Below are 18,335 nucleotides of genomic sequence, written 5' to 3' on the forward strand. Positions count from 1 at the left end.
GCTAATTTGTTAAACTTATGGCCCATTTATTTTAAGTTGCAACTGTGAATTTAATCCCTGAGTCTCCACTGCAAAAAATCACTTGTTCGATGCTGAGTGAACAAAGAATATCTTTATCGATAAAACGTGACGATCTTCTGCATCCGTTAATAAGCGGCAATAAATGGCGAAAATTAAAATATAACTTAACTGCAATGAAAACAGAGGGTAAAACAGAATTAGTTACTTTTGGCGGTGCTTTTTCAAATCATATTCATGCCTGTGCTGCTGCAGGAAAGCAATTCAACTTAAAAACCCACGGCATTATTCGCGGCCCTGAACTTGATCGACACAACCCCACCTTACAGTTTGCTAAGCAATGCGGTATGCAGCTTCACCCTGTAACACGTATAGAATACCGAGAGCGAAATACTCCAGATTACCTAGCTCAGTTACAAGCATATTTCCCCAATGCATATATATTACCGGAAGGTGGCACTAATAAAGCCGCCTTGCTAGGTTGTAGAGAACTCGCTCAATCATTACCTCACACTGATTATGTTTTATGCCCAACCGGTAGTGGCGGCACATTAGCAGGACTGATTGAAGGCTGCGATAAGACCACTCAGGTTTTAGGGGTTGCGGTATTAAAGCAAGCAGATTATCTAGTGGATGAAATCAAATCTCTTAGTGCAATAGCTACGCAGCAGCAAAACTGGCAATTACTCACCGCGTTTCATGATGGTGGCTATGGTAAATTTAGCCCTAAACTTTGGCAGTTTTGCCAAATGATGCAAACCCAACATAAATTACCACTTGAGCCTATTTATTCAGGAAAAATGATGTATGCATTATGGCAATTAATCGCACAAGGCTACTTTCCAGCAGGTAGCAGGATCGTTGCGATTCATACCGGCGGTTTGCAAGGCTTAGATGGACTGCGTTACCGCCAGTTAATAGATTAATTAACCATTACATTAGTAAACTCTTGCAAAGGCTCCGTAAAATAAAATCCTTGCGCGCCAATGACGCCCTGTTTTTTAAGCATATTGAGCTCTTGCTGCGTCTCAACACCAACACCGTATACGGGTAAGTTCACTCGCTCTGCACTGGCTACAATTTGGCGCACCACTTTTTGCTGCGTTACATTTTTATCAATGTCGTGGATTAAATCATAGCTAAGCTTGAGTCCTTTGATCCCTTTGTAAGGCGCTAATAAAGCGATTTTATCGTGCGATGAAACATTATCAATTGATACTGAGCTCCCCACTGATTTAATTGTACTAAAAGCAAAATTCAATCGCTGTTGATGTTGATAAAAATCCACCTCCGATATCTCAAACTGTAGTTTATCAGCGCCTTTTACATTTTTCATCCTCTGCCCAAACCAGCGCCAATAGTCATTAGAAAACCAATTAAATGCGTGTAAGTTAATACTCACAGTTAACGCACTTGTTTCACTTTCTAATAACTTAACAACTTGATCCAATACTGTTTTATCCAATAAAACAATCGCTGAATCATTTTTTAGTTGAGGAATAAATTGCTTAGCAGAAAGCATCCCTAAAGACTTATGACGAACCCGGATCAAAGCTTCATGCTGTAAAATATCACCACTGGCGAACTCAAATAGCGGCTGAAAAAACAACATAAATTTCTTTTTGCTAATGTAATCAGCTAAGTTCTCATCGCTATTTGCCAGCACCGTTGAACGCGTATGGTTAAACGGTACCCGATGAGTATGCTGCCATGGACTTTGTTTTGCTAATGCGAGTGCTGATTTAGTTAACTGATAAACCACAGTTTGATCGGCACCATCGCGGTAATTACATACGCCTATTTTAATTTCTTTACGAGACAAATCACCGCGATAAAGCAAAGAAGCCTGATAAATAATTTGATGCAAGCGCTTAGTGTAAGCATCGATATCAGGTTGAGGTATATTCTCCAAGGTAATTGCCAGACCTCCTGAAGATAACAACTTAACTGATACCCGAGATAACTCTTTAAAACCTTTGATTACAATAAGTTTAAAGTGGCTTTCTAAATCAACGTTATCTGGAAATGGCCGTGTCCAATAAAGTAAAGCAAAAAGGTGGTTATGATTATTTTGGATACCGTACATTGCGGTAATTGCAACATCGTCTGCGGAACTTAATTTACGCTTGGCTGTAAGTACTTTTGTACTATTAATTGCAATATCATTTAGTGCTAATTTAACCACATCTTTAGGCGCTTGTTGGCTGCTTGATACTTTACTACCAGTTAATAATGCAATTGAATCTACGCCATCGCGCTGTTTAAATAGCAGACGCCACCAGCGATAACTCCAAATAGCAGCGCCAATCATCACTAGATTTAATAAAATAAATAGCGGACTTTCTACAACCCAAAAAGGCAAATGATAAAGCTTTAAACTAACTGTTTTATATTTAAAGATATCACTATCTTGGGTCATAAAAGCAGAAAAGTGAAACGACTCATGGGCTGATTCAAGCATAAAACCATGACTTTGAGCAAGTGCGGCAATGATCTCTTTATCTGCAATTGGCTTTAGTTTGAGGCTATAGACTTGCTTAGCTAATTGACTCCCAGTGATGTGTACTTTTTGATGCAATATCTCCCCTAACAAGAGATTAAATACTGTTAGTAAAAGCATAAAAGCAATCACATAAATACTTAGCATCCGTACTTGTGCATTTTTAAATTGAGTCACCATGGCTGTTACGCTATTTGTATGAATAGCTAAAGTGTTGTTCAAGATCCTTATAAACACAAGACTACAGCATGATTAAAGATGGTTTTAAATGCTATAAATATAGTAACAAAGCCAAAACTGACGCTTTTTTAGAGACCTAGGACAGTACACGTTCTAAATAAAAATAACTCTCACTCCATAGCATTTGATAGCTGTTAACTAAAAAAACTCCAACATAAAAGAAAAATAGCGGTCAGCTCCCTCTATTCACCAGCTCTTACTATTTTGTAATATTCAGACTACAGCACACTATAAAAACAAAAAAGCCGCTTAAAAGCGGCTTTTCAGGGTATTTTTAAACATTTTCATTTTTGTCTTGAATTAGAACGGGATATCGTCATCAAAATCGATAGGTGGTTCCATTGGATTTGATGCGCCGCCTTGCGGAGCACTTTGTGGCTTAGGTGCAAAACCACCTTGCGCTTGTCCACCACCTTGTGGAGCATAGCCGCCACCTTGGTATTGATTACTTTGCTGTGGTGCTGCCGCTGATTGCTGACGAGCTGCTGGCGCTTGTTGTGGCGCTGGTGCATACCCACCGCTTTGCTGTGGTGCACTTTGCTGCTGAGCATACCCACCACCTTGTTGTGGTGCGCTTTGCTGCGGTGCGCTCTGTTGTTGGCCGTAACCACCTTGAGATTGACCACCGTGGCTTTGCTGTTGGCCACCTTGGTAACCGCCACTTTGTTGGTCGCCACCACGGGCACCTAACATTTGCATTTGACCAGTGAAACCATCCACTACGATTTCAGTGGTGAATTTCTCTTGGCCTTGTTGGTCAGTCCATTTACGGGTTTGAAGTTTGCCTTCAACGTAAATTTGTGAACCTTTACGGCAATATTCACCAACAATTTCAGCTAACTTGCCAAAAAACACAACACGGTGCCATTCTGTTTTATCAACCATTTGACCGGTGTTTTTGTCTTTATAGCTATCTGACGTAGCTAGAGTAATATTCGCTACACCATTGCCGTTAGGCATATAACGTACTTCTGGATCTTGACCTAAATTACCAACCAAGATTACTTTGTTCACACCGCGTGCCATGGACCTTTCTCCTATAAACGTTATATTAAACCAGCCACTTTGCGGGCTTGGTCTAGGTCAAATTCTTTATCATCAATCTTTAAATAACTGCGATTTTCATCACAGACTACTGTTGCTTCAATTACGCCTGGTAAAGCAACTAAACGAGAAGCAAGGGTTTGCGCTTGCTGCTCGTTACTTAATTCTGTCATTAAGCTTATCATTTTACTGCGTGGCGGGACTTGCATATTCCACGCAAGGATAAGCCATATTACCCCAACAACTGCGGCTGCGGCAAACACTGCTTGCGGCGTTGTTGATTGCGCAACGTAACCGCCTAAAATACCACCTAAAAATGCACCAAAAAATTGTCCTGACGAAAACACTCCCATCGCCGAGCCTTTTTGGCTAGCAGGTGCTAAGCGCGATACTAATGCCGGCATTGTCGCTTCTAAAAAGTTAAAGGCAACAAAATACGCCAGCATACACATCGCCATGCCGATGATTGAGTCAACACCAATTGCCATTGCCAACATACTTAGAGCGAGCACTGCGATAGAGCCAACAAATGCCTGTTTCTCTTTTTCTTTGCGGATCGCAATGATCATCACTGGCGCCATTAATAAAAATGCCAGTAATAAAACGGGAATATATACTTGCCAATGCGCTTGTGCTGCTAAACCTTTGGCAATTAACTGCCCTGGTAAGGCGACAAAAATCGTCGTCAAGGTCAAATGTAATAGCATCACCCCTAAATCTAAACGCGCTAATTGCGGGTGCTTAATGAGTTTTTTAATATCGCTAACGCTTGCTAAGGTATCGCCTTTGGGGGCTTTACTAACCGCTTTGGGGACCAGAAACAACACAATAAAAATACCCGCAACAGCCAAAATAGCAGTTAACCAGAACACTCCAGCAAGACCCCACGCTGCGGCAACCATTGGACCAAGTAACATAGCAATAGCAAAGCTCATGCCTATGCTCATACCAATCACGGCCATCACTTTTGGTCGTTGCTCATCGCGGCTCAAATCAGAAGCAAAAGCTAATAACGAGCTGGCAATTGCGCCCATCCCTTGTAATGCTCGCCCTAACGTGACCATTTGCATTGAATCAGCCGTGGCAGCAATCACCGAACCGATGGCAAAAACAGTTAAACCGCCAACAATGACTTTTTTACGGCCAATTTTATCCGATAACCACCCCATGGGAATTTGTAACACAGCTTGTGTTAAACCATAGGCGCCAATCGCAAAACCAATCCATATCGGTGAAAATCCTGATAATTCTTGCCCATAAATCGCCAATACTGGCATCAACATAAATAGGCCAAGCATACGAAATGCAAACACACTCGCTAAGGAAACTGCGGCGCGTTTTTCTCGTGAATTGAGTGAAGAAGCTGTCATGATTCGCGTGTTCTTGCTGTCTATTAAAATTTGAGCAGGGATTCTACCACAAGCTTACAGAGAAATAATCGTCCCAATGCGATGATTTTTCATTGATCAAGGATTAATCTTCGCACGTATTATGAGATACTCAGTAAATCAATTTGGTAATGAAACGAGATAGCATGGAAAACATTGAAGTCCGAGGCGCCCGCACGCACAATTTAAAAGACATCAGCCTAACCATTCCCCGTGATAAATTAATTGTTATCACCGGCCTATCTGGTTCGGGTAAATCGTCTTTAGCATTTGATACCTTATATGCAGAAGGGCAGCGTCGGTATGTAGAATCTTTATCGGCCTATGCCAGACAATTTTTATCTTTAATGGAAAAACCGGATGTTGATCATATTGAAGGGTTGTCGCCGGCAATTTCAATTGAACAAAAATCAACGTCACATAATCCCCGTTCCACCGTTGGCACCATTACCGAAATATATGATTACCTGCGCTTAATGTTTGCCCGTGTTGGTGAACCGCGTTGCCCTACTCACGATTTGCCACTCGCTGCACAAACTGTTAGCCAAATGGTCGACACTGTGCTGGCGTTCCCAGAGGGCAGCAAGCTGATGTTGCTAGCCCCTGTTGTGAAAGAGCGCAAAGGTGAGCACGTTAAGTTGTTAGAGCAACTAGCCAGCCAAGGTTATATTCGCGCCCGTATTGACGGGGAAGTATGCGACCTTTCTGATCCACCGACTTTAGAACTACATAAAAAACACACTATTGAAGTCGTGGTCGATCGTTTTAAAGTGAAAGATGGCTTACAACAGCGTTTAGCAGAATCGTTTGAAACCGCGTTAGAGCTGTCAGCCGGTGTAGCAACTATTGCATCGATGGATGACGCAAACGCCGAAGAGCTGCTGCTCTCCGCCAACTTCGCTTGCCCAACATGTGGCTACGCCATGACCGAACTTGAACCTCGGTTATTCTCATTTAATAATCCGGCAGGCGCATGCCAAAGTTGTGATGGTTTAGGGGTTCGTCAGTATTTCGACCCAAATCGAGTGATTCAAAACCCAGAGCTTAGTTTATCTGGCGGTGCCATAAAAGGCTGGGATAAACGCAGTTTTTACTATTTCCAGATGCTACAAGCCGTTGCTGAGCACTATAAATTTGATTTAGAAATGCCATTTCAGGAACTATCTAAAGATGCTAAAAAAATCATTTTAGACGGTTCTGGCGATACAAAAATTGCTTTTAACTACCGCAACGACCGTGGCGATCTGATCACTCGTAACCATGAGTTTGAAGGCGTGTTAAATAACATGAACCGCCGCTATCGTGAAACAGAATCAAATTCCGTGCGCGAAGAGCTGGCTAAATATCAAACCAGCCAAGCTTGCCCAAGTTGTAAAGGGTCGCGCCTTCGCCAAGAAGCGCGCAGTGTATTTATCGGTCAGACTAACTTACCCGCTATTACCAGTATGAGTATTGGTGAAGCGATGAGCTTTTTTGAGCAACTAAGCTTAACGGGCCAAAAAGGCCAGATAGCTGAGAAAATCTTAAAAGAAATTCGCGACCGTTTATCGTTTTTGATCAACGTAGGGCTAAATTATCTCTCTTTAGAGCGCAGTGCTGATACTTTATCTGGCGGTGAGGCTCAACGTATTCGCTTAGCCAGCCAAATTGGCGCAGGCTTAGTAGGCGTAATGTATGTACTTGATGAACCATCGATTGGTTTGCATCAACGTGATAATGACCGTTTACTGCAAACGCTGATCCATCTACGCGACTTAGGTAATACCGTGATTGTGGTAGAGCATGACGAAGATGCCATACGTGCCGCCGATCATATTATTGATATTGGTCCTGGAGCTGGCGTGCATGGCGGCTATATCATTGCCCAAGGTACTCGCGATGACATTTTAGCTAGCGAAGAGTCAGTAACAGGGCAATTTTTATCTGGCCGACGCAAAATTGAAGTTCCCAAAGAGCGTCATAAAATCAACGATAAGTGGTTAGAGCTGTTTGGCGCTAGCGGTAATAACTTAAAAAATGTCGATTTAAAAATACCTTTTGGTTTAATGACCTGTATTACTGGCGTATCAGGCTCTGGTAAGTCAACACTTATCAACGACACCTTATTTAAACTTGCTCATACCGAACTAAACGGAGCAACCACCGCCGAAGCCGCACCGTACAAATCAATTAGTGGCCTTGAGCATTTTGATAAAGTTATCGACATTGACCAAAGCCCGATTGGCCGTACCCCACGCTCAAACCCAGCCACATATACCGGTATTTTTACTGGCATTCGTGAACTGTTTGTGGGCACGCAAGAATCTCGCTCTCGTGGTTACAAAGTCGGTCGCTTTAGCTTTAATGTAAAAGGTGGCCGCTGTGAAGCTTGCCAAGGCGATGGCGTGATCAAAGTCGAAATGCACTTTTTACCTGATGTATATGTGCCATGTGATGTCTGTAAAGGGCAACGTTATAACCGTGAAACGTTAGAAGTGCAGTATAAAGGCAAAAACATCCATCAAGTATTAGAAATGACGGTGGAAGACGCACACGACTATTTTGATAAAATACCCGCCATTGCGCGTAAACTAAAAACCTTAATGGATGTGGGCTTGTCTTATATTCGCTTAGGCCAAGCCGCGACAACGCTCTCTGGTGGTGAAGCTCAACGGGTTAAACTCGCCCGCGAGTTATCTAAACGTGACACAGGTAAAACCTTATACATTTTAGATGAACCAACCACAGGCTTGCACTTTGCTGATATTGAACAATTATTAGTAGTACTGCATCGCCTGCGTGACCACGGTAATACGATTGTGGTTATTGAGCATAATCTTGATGTAATAAAAACAGCCGATTGGATCATTGATCTAGGTCCCGAAGGTGGTGCTGGCGGCGGTGAGATCCTCATTGCAGGCACGCCGGATGAAGTAGCCGAATGTGAGCGTTCACATACTGGCCATTATTTAAAACCCCTATTATCAAAATAGGGTTTTCGCTTTATGTACTAAGGTTGGCCGGTGTTAAGATACATAAAAATTGCCAGATGGCGTGCAAACAAACAGCTGAGGCAACAACAGCAAAATTTGCAACCTCATAAACTGCGCTTTTATGAGCAAGGTAAAGCTATTTGGTTTAATCTTAACACCGGGCAAAAGCTCTACTTATTGGCGTTAATCTGCCTAATCATCTTTCAAAGTGGTTGGCTATGCGCCAGTATCACTATCGTAGCGCTTACTATTGAGTTTTGGCCAAAGTTCAATAAGCTCTGGCATTCACTTGCTGGCAAAGCACTTATACTTATTTTCTATGCCAGTATCGCCAACTTTGTACTGGCCAATGCCAGTGGCATTGTAAATAATGTAACTCATGTTTCAGCAACACATTTTAATTACACCCACAATTTTGCCACGCTACTTTATTTACCACCCTGGGCGTTGGGCATCTCTCTATCGACATTACTATTATTACAATTGATATTGCCGTTCTATATTTTTATGCTCTTAATCATCAAACCGTTTGGTTCACAGCGGGTAAAGTTTATTAGCCAAAGCTATTCACCTTTACTTACAGCTTCTATACGGTTTTTTTTATCAACGATTGTAATAATCAATCTAATGTCTTTTGTTGATGACAAAGATACCGGTGCCGTTTTTGATGACATAGTAAGCAACTTCGTCAGCAGCAAGCAGCTCTCAAGTCGAGCACTAACAGAGCAACAAGAAGTTGAAGTTGTAGAAGAGCTCAGCCAAAAAATACATGGGCAACTACCAAGTGAAAATATTACCCAAACACCTCCCACACTGCCAGTAACTCCGACGGAAGAAGATGAAACCACTCAATCCGTACGATTATTCTTTAACACAAAAGGTTACTTTGAACGCAGCAAACGGTTAATTGCTATGTTTGCTTACACCTACGAAGCAGACCAATACTCCCGTTGCAAAAAATCTGACGACAGTAAAGCGATTGAGATTAACGACTACGAAATTGTTGAAATTGCACCAGATAACAGCAAACCTTACGGTTACAGCTTTACGGTAAAAGCCTGCCAATCGCCGGGCATTAAAGCGCCATAGCGGGCTACGGAAAATACTAAAACCAGCGAATTAAAGTAAAACCTGTTTTTAAATTATGCACGCCATTAATAAAAGGTTGAGTTGCTCATTAGATGTTCACGGCATAACTCAGGGATCGCCATAACGCTTTCGGCTTGCTTCAAAATAGTGAGGCTCTGACTGTCTGTAAAATATGCTTTCCCATAATTTTATCCTTTATTTACAATAAGATAAAATTCTACGTTTGGCTTCTATTATTTTTCGGTGGAATTACACTTGCTTATATACTTACTTAATTATTGGCGAGCAATAATTACTTAAGACTTACTGGTAAAGCGCATCAATAACTTAACGGGTCTTATTCTCGCTCAATACTGCCAGCTTTAACAACAATAGCGGTGTTCAATAAATTGCCAAGGTCCGATTTGATAATTCATATTGGATTCTGGACTTTTAATATTCTTAAACCCTAACACCGTCAAGAGTTTCAATATAACGTTACCTTTAAATCTTATATATGAATATAAGATTTAAAGGTAACGACATGTTTTATAATATTAAAAATACTCAGAATGTTATTTATAAATCCCTTATAAGTAGATAAGCGACTTACAAAAAATTTAGAGCTATTCTTTTCACCGTCAACAGTAAACCAGCCAGTTAAACATATTAGCAGACGTTCACTTGCTGACTCACTTTACAATTAAAAAGGGTTTTATTATGAAAAAATTAATCAAAAAAGCATTACCTGTAATTCTGATCATAGCAACATTCTGTTCATCTTCAGCCATGGCTGCTGGTAACCCTGAACTTATTATGCAACAGTTAAGCAGCGTCCATATTTCTAAAGTCGTGATGCAAAATCCACAGCAAAAAGAGCTTCGGTTTGAAAACTCACTAAACACTAAGCTAAACGTAAAGCTAGAAAAATCAATGCGAGAAATTCAAAAACAGATTGACAATAAATTAACGGATCAATTAGATAAAAAGTAACGCCTTTAGTTATTTGCTGCGCCCGAAATATAACGGCGCAGCCAGAATTCAACACCACGGACAAAAACGCTCACCTGACACTAACCGGTTGTGGGTACTAAATCGATAAGGTTTTCTTGCGTGAATCATAAAAAACATCCTTTATATTATTGAATATAGAGTAATAGTGGTTGATGCTATGATTCTTGCCCGCTCCATTGTTAGTTGTTTTGCAGATAATGTTTTACTTTTTTTGCATAGTTATCTTAACTACTCATTCCAACTAATTTGCATTATTTGCATGTCTTTGTATTTTGAGCCCGTAAATAAAATTTCGTCATCACCGCTTATAAAAAAAGCAATTGGTCGAAAGTCCATATGCATATCTTGTATGGTGTTATCTTGTAAGTTAAGTCGAGCAACTCTTGAAATCGCATCTGAATAATATAAATAGTTACCCCGAATAGCATAGCCAATCGCTTTACTAGCATCTTTAGATAACTCCCAACTTTGCCTATCAGATAGTCGAATTAACTTATTATTGGTAATTACGTAACTACTACCATCGCTATCTGAAATTAGTTTATTGGGTTTAATATCGTCTAATAATGTGGTGTCGCGAGTTAATAAATTAAGTTTGGCAAGTATATTTTTTGAATCACCTTGTTCAATATAAAGGATACCTTCATTATTTTTTGACCATACATAGCTTACTATTTTACGCCCTTTAAACTCTGCTATTGAGTAGAGCTTTTCAGCTATAACATCATAAAATGCAATGCTTTTATTTATTCTCAACAAAATACGCTGCTGATTAGGAGATACACTCAATCCTCCCATTGCAAACGTAGATGAGCCATCGTGGGTAAAATGACTAAGCTGCTTTATCAGTCCATTTTGAGATAGCCATAACTGACTACTACCAGAGCGTTCTGATACAAAAACCTGTGCAGGCCCCTCTTTGTTAACGACTTCAACAATGTTGTAATCATCTTTTTCACTTTTATAGAGTGCTTCATATTTAGGAGTATCACTAAATAAACCGGTAACTTTGGTTAATGAGTAAGTTTGCGTTTTATTTGCAGAATAAAATAGGCTATTAGCTGATTGAACCGCTATGTAATAGGGCGATATTTCAGGCGTAACTTGCACTGTATTTTTAAGAATACTCTTTTCATCAAATAAAACGGTTGTGAGCTGTGATCCTTCAGAAACAATCACGCCTTTATCATTTAAAAGCCAGTCAAAAGCAAAGCTAATGGTATTTTTCTGTGCTTGAAATAAACGCTTAGTCTCACGAGTTTCAAAGTTATAAGTAAATACAGAGAATGGCTGACCTTTTTGATTGAGTATATACGCTAACTTATTACCAGAATGAGATAAACGAGGCATGCTGATGCCATACATTATACCTGGCGGTGGGATGATAATTGACTCCTTTTGCGATTCTAAGTCAAATTGATATAAACCAGACCCATCTTGTTCATTCTTATACTCGGTGTAATAAATATGTTCCCCATTTTCGTCTACTTGTGCATAGCCAGTGTATCTAAGATCGCATTTTTTAATTAACTTTGTTTCCCCAACAATCGGAAATTCACTCAGATCAACTAATACCATTTCACAAAGCTGTTGCTTTAGGTTTGTAGCCTGTAATAACACATAAGGCTGGTTTAACTGCCACGATAAAACGGACACCTGAAAACCAGGATAAGTGAGTTCAACCTCTCTTTGATCGGAAAGACGCTTAACAAATGCATGATTAATATCTGTTTCTGGCTCAATATTGGTATAGGCTAAATATTTCCGATCTGAGGATAGTTCGGGGTGTACTTCACTTCCTAAGTTCCACGTACTTGCTACCTTTTTTATCGTTACCTGTTTAATAGACTCTCCCTCTGGCTTGCTAATAAATACTAAACTGAACCATGCTAAAAAGCACAAGCAAACAATACCGGCTAAAGCAAAAATAAGGGGCTTTTGAGTGCTCTTTTTTTGAATAGCTTGATTGGGCTTTATCGTCGAAATATCATCACCTTTTTCAACAGCAACCGATATGATACTTGCAGGTTGTTGAGTTTTATCAAGTTCAAGCTCTTGTGTTAAACGCTCAGGTATAACCGTTAAACTGTAACCTTTACGATAATGTGTTTTTAAAAGAGGAGCTTTTTCAATCGGATGCGCTAGCTGCTTTCTCAGCTCTGAGATAGCACGGTTAATTGCATTATCATCTACAAATTTTTGCTGCCATACACTCTCTATGAGCTCTTGACGAGATACGATTTGTTGAGGCTTATTTATAAAATGAAGTACTAACTTTACTAATAGAGGATCTAACTCCCTTTCTATACTATTTGAAGTAATCACACAGCGATTACTAATAAATTGCCAAGGTCCGATTTGATAATTCATAGTCTTTAAGTATTTTTTATTTTGCCAAACCCTACCACATGTACATTCTGTTTTATAGTAACTGTATTTATAAACCTTATATTAGCAGATAAGGTTTAACATCAAAATATTGATTTTAAAGAATAAAACAAAGTGAAAACCTTATACATTAATTGCTCACAACTAGATAAGCGACTCTATGAAAATTCACCGATATTCTTTAAAACGTCATCAACAAGCCGCTTAGCCAAAATCGTTTTGCATACTAATTTGGCAGCGCTTAAAAAACATAAAAGGTTTGATTATGAATAACGCAATTAAAAAAGTACTACCCGCTCTACTATTAGCAACTGCATTTAATACTGCATTCGTTATCGCTGCTGAAAGTAAAACGCTGGCGATTCAATCAAAATCAGCACAGTGCATGATTGGCGAAACAATAACGAATGCTCAACCACTCAATAAGCAAACAACTTCCTCTGATGCGGTTACAACAAGCAACATAAATACTCAAACCTTACTCTCTACCATAGATGAGAAAATAGCTGCTGATTTTGACTCATCCATAAATAAAATTAACTCACAAATTGATAAGAACCTTTCACGAGTAACGTCATCAATTACAGCCTACATAACTTCTGTTTTGACTAAGTAATAAAAACTTTAAACAGCTTAAATTAAGGAATTGCTATGAACACATTTACCAAAAAAATAGTATCAGCAAGTGTTTTACTTAGTAGTAGCCTAATAGCAACAACAGCACAAGCACAAAGCTCTGTGTGGCAGGTTAACAAAGGCAGTGACTCGTTATTTATTGGTGGTACGGTACATATTTTACCTAAATCAGAAATGCCGCTTCCTGCAGAGTTTAATCACGCTTATAAGCAAGCAGATACTATTGTTTTAGAAGCGCCAATTCCAGACCCATCAGATGCGAACGCACAAATGCAAATGTTAGCAGCGCTATCATATGCTAATAACGAAACGTTAAGCCAAAAGTTAAACCCGCAAGTAAAGCTTTTATTGGAAAATAAACTTACTGAATTTGGCGCTAACCTAACCAAGTTAGATGGTTTTCGCCCTGCTATGGTAAGTATTGTTTTAATGTCGATGGAGTTGCAAAAACAAAACTTAATGGGTGAAGGCGTTGATGCGTACTTTACCAAAAAAGCGACGATAGATAATAAAACAAAGAACTATCTGGAAACTATGGAGTTTCAGTTAGAGCTTTTCAAAACAATGGGACAGAACAACGAAAATAATTTTATTAAAAATAATTTAGCCGAGTTAAATAATTACGGTGTAATGTTTAAAGAGCTGGTATCTGCATGGCGTCAAGGTGATACAGACACACTGAATAAAGTGGCTATTGAAACAATGCAAAAAAATGATCCGCATACTTATCAGCAGTTAATAACAGATAGAAATAATGCTTGGTTAGCTAAAGTAGAAGAGATGTTTAATAACGATAAAAGTGAATTTGTACTTGTTGGAGTTGCACACCTTGCAGGCAAAGATAGCTTACTTACATTACTTGAAAATAAAGGTTACACCGTTTCTTTGGTTAATATTGACGATAGCACTGAAATGACAAGCAAAAGGACTGAGTAATGGATAAAACAGACAAGCAAGCTATGTCATTACTGTTTATATTTGGATCTTTAATATTAATTAGTATTCTATAAAAAATGCCGCTATTTAAGCGGCATTTTTTATTTAAGCGGACAAGCAACCTTTTACGGACGTGGAATAAATCCTAACGCGTTGTAAACAGACTTTAAGGTCACTTCTGCACGTGCGCTGGCTTTTTCAGCACCGGTTTTCATGATGTTGTTGAGCAATGCTTGATCTTCACGGATCTCTTTAAAGCGCGCTTGGATTGGCTCGATCATGCTTACTACTGCGTCAGCGGTGTCTTTTTTCAGATGGCCATACATTTTGTCTTCGTATTCAGGCACTAACTCTTCAATTGAGCGCTTGGTTGCAACAGACATAAGTGTTAGTAAGTTTGATACGCCTGGTTTTTCAGTGCGATCAAAATAAATACGCGCTTGCTCGTCTGAATCGGTTACTGCTTTTTTAAGCTTTTTCTCGATCTTTTTTGGTTCGTCTAACATCATGATAAAACCATTTGGGTTTTCATCTGATTTAGACATTTTTTTCAGTGGATCTTGCAGGCTCATTACGCGCGCACCAAACTCTGGAATGTAAGGTTCTGGGATCGTGAAAACTTCACCATATAAGTTATTAAAGCGCGTTGCGATATCGCGTGTTAGTTCAAGGTGCTGCTTTTGATCATCACCTACTGGTACTTGCGCCGCTTGATAAAGTAAAATATCAGCTGCTTGTAATACCGGATAAGCAAACAAACCAACGTTTACGTTGCTGGTGTTCTTTGCTGACTTATCTTTAAACTGGGTCATGCGGTTAAGCTCGCCCATTTGCGCATAACAGTTTAATACCCAACCTAGCTGTGCATGTTCAGGCACTTGCGACTGCACAAATAAAGCAGCTTTATCTGGATCAATACCACATGCAACATACAAAGCTATACCATCTAATACACGGGTTTTTAAAAGCTCTGGATCTTGGCGTAACGTAATCGCGTGCAAATCAGCTAACATAAAGTGGCTATCATACTCTTCCTGTAGCTTTACCCACTGGTTAATAGCGCCAACATAGTTGCCTATTGTCATTCCACCGGTTGGCTGCATGCCACTTAACACTACTGGTTTACTCATGATGTTCCTTTATATTACAAAAATAAAAAATGCTAAAATTAAAAAATCGCTTAACGCTGGGTAAGAACAGGTATTATATCTAAGAAATTCTCACAGAGGTACTGTGGATTCAAATCAGCAAGATTTTCACCTTGGTTATAACCATAATTAACGGCAAGTACGTCTATATGTGCCGCTTGCGCCGCTAAGATATCACTTTTTGAGTCACCAATCATAATTGCTTGACTCACTGGTACATTTAATTGCTGACAAGCAAATAAAAGAGGCTCTGGTGAAGGCTTTTTGGCCATGTCATCACCACACACTATCACCTCAAAATGACTGCTTAAAGCGAGCTTATCAAGTAGCTTTTCAGTAAAGCAGCGGGCTTTGTTAGTGATCAACGCTTTTGGTATACCACGTAACGCCGCAAGGCCTGTTTCTACGTGTTGATAAAGCACACTGTATTCACCTACTTGTTGCTCATAATGACCATAAAAAAGCGCAATTGCTTTATCTGCTAATGCTGGATCTAGGTGTTCACTGACTTTCATGTCGCCACTGAGGCCTCGCTTAACCAGCATTTCAATGCCGTTACCAACCCAGCTTTGTACCAACCCCTGACTTACAATTGGAAAAGCTAAATCAGATAAAGTCAGATTCATCGCTATATATAAATCATAAACACTATCAACTAAAGTACCATCAAGATCAAATAAAGCGGCTTCATACTTCATTATTTTACACCCTCTAACTGGGCACGCATTTGTTCAATTACTTGTTGGTAATCTGGCTGATTAAAAATAGCAGAGCCGGCAACAAACATGTCAGCTCCGGCTTGAGCCGCCGCCGCAATATTATCGACTTTAATACCACCATCTACTTCTAAACGAATAGCACGACCTGAATCATCAATTATTTTCCGTGCTTGGCGTAGTTTTTCCAAAGTATTAGGAATAAAACTTTGACCGCCAAAACCTGGATTAACCGACATTAATAAAATCACATCAAGCTTATCAATTACATGTTCTAAATAGCTTAAACTCGTCGCAGGGTTAAAGACTAAACCAGCTTGGCAACCATGATCTTTGATCAGCTGCAAAGTGCGATCAATATGTTCACTCGCTTCAGGATGAAAAGTAATGATTGAAGCACCAGCATCAGCAAATTGCGGTATTAAACTATCGACCGGTTTAACCATTAAATGCACATCAATAGGCGCCGTAATACCATAATCACGCAGCGCTTTGCACACCATAGGCCCAATTGTTAAGTTTGGCACATAGTGATTATCCATCACATCAAAATGAACTACATCTGCACCAGAAGCTAAAACACGCTCAACATCTTCGCCCAAACGGGCAAAATCAGCAGATAAAATAGACGGGGCGATAAGGTACTTTTGTAGTGTTTCTAACATAAACAATCCTTAGTGATATTAAAAATGCGCAAAATAGCAGGGCCGATAATTGCCATAATGTAACCTAAATCAAGCTATTCCCCAAGAATCCCAGCTAATTAAAGCTTTAACTCTATTTGAAGTTTTGCAACGGTTATATTTTAAACAGCTAAATATAAACATTATTTTTACCTTAACCTTTTAATTTTATTAATTTTTTATATTTGTTAAGGATAAATTAAGTTTGTTATTTGAGCATTTTTTATGTATGCTCTAGTGAGTAACACTATTATGGACTTAGTAAAATGCGTGCTTTTAAAATCGGGATCTTAACTGCGGCTGCTATAACTATCGGTACACTAAGCTATTTTTCAAAAAGTGATAATACACTTATCGCAGCTAACGATTGCGAATGTAGCTCAGGCCATTTAAAAATTAATAATGCAGTGCAATGTATGAAGGTCGAACAAGAATCAAGTTGGATGTCATGGATCACTGGTGATAGTCGCAGTGCACAATTTCATTATTTAGATTTACTTGAATTATTAACCAGCTCAGACGAACCACAAAAAGCACGTTCACTTAGTCCTAGGTTCTAGTAAAGTGCGGCAACTGATCAGCGCTATACAAAGTGTTGTTGCGGCATTTTTTGGTGTGCAATCTGAGCACAAGCGTCACGCTGACTTTAAACAACACTCGCCTACCAGTATTATTATCATCGCTATTATTTTATTTATATTTTTTGTAACCGCTATCTATGGCGTGGTGACTTGGGTGCTAAGTACATAGCCATCAACTCATTGACTTTATTGCGCGAACCACCTTTTGGACTAATCGTCCGCTTAACTTGAATTTCAGCTAACGTTGCTTGGCTATATATTTTACGTGTCCATACAGTGTCATGATTCGAGATCAATACCGGTGTTTTGTTTTCAAATGCCGCTTGCTCAGCTAAATTAGCTAGATTCGCCTGATCATCTAAATTAAAGCCACCCTTAGCATAAGAGGTAAACGACGCCGTTTTACTCAAAGGAACATAAGGTGGATCGCAATAGATCACTGCGTTATCGGGTACTAATTTAAATACATCGTCATAACCTAAACAAGTAAACGTGGCTTGTTGCGCTTTTTCGGCAAAAAAGTACATTTCTTTTTCAGGAAAATACGGACGTTTATACTTACCGAACGGAACATTAAAAATTCCTTTCAGGTTATAGCGGCATAAACCGTTGTAGCCGTGGCGATTCATATATAAAAATAAGATCGCTCGCTCGTAAATGTCATTACTTTGATTAAACTGTACGCGATAATCATAATATGCGTCAGGCTGATTGTTTAAATCAACAAACAGCTTTTTAGCATCGCTGATGAATTCATCTGGAGAGTTTTTTAATTCGTTATACAAGTTAATGAGATCAGCATTAATATCATTAAGAATATAATCTTTAAAATCTGTGTTTAAAAATACCGAGCCAGCACCAACAAACGGTTCAACTAAGGTATCAGCGTGTTTGCTCGCTTCATTTAAGCGCGCGCTAATATCTTCAACTAAGCTGTATTTTCCGCCAGCCCATTTAAGGAAGGCTCTGGTCTTTTTCTGCATCGGCTCTTTACTTCAAACTG

At 39.4% G+C, this 18,335-nt stretch carries 16 protein-coding genes; 8 read left to right on the forward strand and 8 right to left on the reverse strand.

Annotation, left to right across the window (positions count from 1 at the left end; all coding sequences use genetic code 11):
- Positions 1-89: 89 nt before the first annotated feature.
- Positions 90-944, forward strand: coding sequence for a 1-aminocyclopropane-1-carboxylate deaminase/D-cysteine desulfhydrase (locus H5182_RS09955; RefSeq protein ID WP_182757987.1), 855 nt, complete (start codon positions 90-92; stop codon positions 942-944).
- Here H5182_RS09955 and H5182_RS09960 read toward each other — a convergent pair.
- From H5182_RS09960 to H5182_RS09970, 3 genes are all read right to left on the reverse strand, one after another.
- On the reverse strand, positions 941-2,740 hold the full coding sequence (locus tag H5182_RS09960; RefSeq protein ID WP_182759954.1) for an EAL domain-containing protein: 1,800 nt from the start codon (positions 2,738-2,740) through the stop codon (positions 941-943). The genes H5182_RS09955 and H5182_RS09960 overlap by 4 nt on opposite strands.
- Before the next feature lie 318 nt (positions 2,741-3,058).
- The gene (ssb, locus tag H5182_RS09965) at positions 3,059-3,784 is read right to left on the reverse strand and encodes a single-stranded DNA-binding protein (protein WP_182759955.1); all 726 of its coding nucleotides are present in this window, start codon (positions 3,782-3,784) and stop codon (positions 3,059-3,061) included.
- 20 nt (positions 3,785-3,804) lie between these two features.
- Positions 3,805-5,172, reverse strand: a complete 1,368-nt coding sequence (locus tag H5182_RS09970; protein WP_145238569.1) for an MFS transporter — start codon at positions 5,170-5,172, stop codon at positions 3,805-3,807.
- Positions 5,173-5,336: 164 nt separating this feature from the next.
- Here H5182_RS09970 and uvrA point away from each other — a divergent pair, with 164 nt between their 5' ends.
- From uvrA to H5182_RS09985, 3 genes are all read left to right on the forward strand, one after another.
- A complete protein-coding gene (uvrA, locus tag H5182_RS09975; RefSeq protein ID WP_182735081.1) occupies positions 5,337-8,162 on the forward strand; it encodes an excinuclease ABC subunit UvrA in 2,826 nt (941 codons plus the stop codon).
- A 30-nt stretch (positions 8,163-8,192) separates the two neighbouring features.
- Complete coding sequence (locus H5182_RS09980) at positions 8,193-9,251, forward strand: hypothetical protein (protein WP_182759956.1); 1,059 nt, start codon at positions 8,193-8,195, stop codon at positions 9,249-9,251.
- Positions 9,252-9,950: 699 nt separating this feature from the next.
- Positions 9,951-10,223: a hypothetical protein gene (locus H5182_RS09985; RefSeq protein WP_182759957.1), complete on the forward strand. Its 273-nt coding sequence runs from the start codon at positions 9,951-9,953 to the stop codon at positions 10,221-10,223.
- Positions 10,224-10,472: 249 nt separating this feature from the next.
- On the opposite strand, the gene H5182_RS09990 is transcribed toward H5182_RS09985, so the two are convergent.
- A complete protein-coding gene (locus tag H5182_RS09990) occupies positions 10,473-12,614 on the reverse strand; it encodes a winged helix-turn-helix domain-containing protein (protein ID WP_182759958.1) in 2,142 nt (713 codons plus the stop codon).
- A gap of 283 nt (positions 12,615-12,897) precedes the next feature.
- Between H5182_RS09990 and H5182_RS09995 the strand changes: the two genes are divergently transcribed.
- Both H5182_RS09995 and H5182_RS10000 read left to right on the forward strand, forming a co-directional pair.
- Positions 12,898-13,248 (forward strand): hypothetical protein, encoded by a 351-nt coding sequence (locus H5182_RS09995; RefSeq protein ID WP_182759959.1) that lies wholly within the window; start codon positions 12,898-12,900, stop codon positions 13,246-13,248.
- Between the two features lie 35 nt (positions 13,249-13,283).
- Positions 13,284-14,204, forward strand: coding sequence for a TraB/GumN family protein (locus H5182_RS10000; protein ID WP_182757926.1), 921 nt, complete (start codon positions 13,284-13,286; stop codon positions 14,202-14,204).
- A gap of 125 nt (positions 14,205-14,329) precedes the next feature.
- Here the strand turns inward: H5182_RS10000 and trpS are convergent, their stop codons facing one another.
- Genes trpS through rpe form a run of 3 tightly spaced genes read right to left on the reverse strand, consistent with a single transcriptional unit; the run spans position 14,330 to position 16,733 of the window.
- A complete protein-coding gene (gene trpS, locus H5182_RS10005; protein WP_182735078.1) occupies positions 14,330-15,334 on the reverse strand; it encodes a tryptophan--tRNA ligase in 1,005 nt (334 codons plus the stop codon).
- A 50-nt stretch (positions 15,335-15,384) separates the two neighbouring features.
- Complete coding sequence (locus H5182_RS10010; RefSeq protein WP_182735077.1) at positions 15,385-16,050, reverse strand: HAD-IA family hydrolase; 666 nt, start codon at positions 16,048-16,050, stop codon at positions 15,385-15,387.
- Complete coding sequence (gene rpe / locus H5182_RS10015; protein ID WP_145238551.1) at positions 16,050-16,733, reverse strand: ribulose-phosphate 3-epimerase; 684 nt, start codon at positions 16,731-16,733, stop codon at positions 16,050-16,052. The genes H5182_RS10010 and rpe overlap by 1 nt, the downstream gene beginning before the upstream one ends.
- Positions 16,734-17,017: 284 nt before the next feature.
- Here rpe and H5182_RS10020 point away from each other — a divergent pair, with 284 nt between their 5' ends.
- Positions 17,018-17,311, forward strand: a complete 294-nt coding sequence (locus H5182_RS10020; protein WP_145238548.1) for a hypothetical protein — start codon at positions 17,018-17,020, stop codon at positions 17,309-17,311.
- A gap of 55 nt (positions 17,312-17,366) precedes the next feature.
- Positions 17,367-17,501 carry a DUF2970 domain-containing protein gene (locus tag H5182_RS10025; RefSeq protein WP_257326428.1) on the forward strand — a complete coding sequence of 45 codons (135 nt, stop codon included), beginning with the start codon at positions 17,367-17,369 and terminating at the stop codon, positions 17,499-17,501.
- On the opposite strand, the gene H5182_RS10030 is transcribed toward H5182_RS10025, so the two are convergent.
- On the reverse strand, positions 17,464-18,315 hold the full coding sequence (locus H5182_RS10030) for a Dam family site-specific DNA-(adenine-N6)-methyltransferase (protein ID WP_149982636.1): 852 nt from the start codon (positions 18,313-18,315) through the stop codon (positions 17,464-17,466). The two genes, H5182_RS10025 and H5182_RS10030, sit on opposite strands and share 38 nt — an antisense overlap.
- Positions 18,316-18,335: the final 20 nt, after the last annotated feature.

This window comes from Pseudoalteromonas sp. SG44-17 (genome assembly GCF_014164235.1).
GTDB classification, from domain to species: domain Bacteria; phylum Pseudomonadota; class Gammaproteobacteria; order Enterobacterales; family Alteromonadaceae; genus Pseudoalteromonas; species Pseudoalteromonas rhizosphaerae.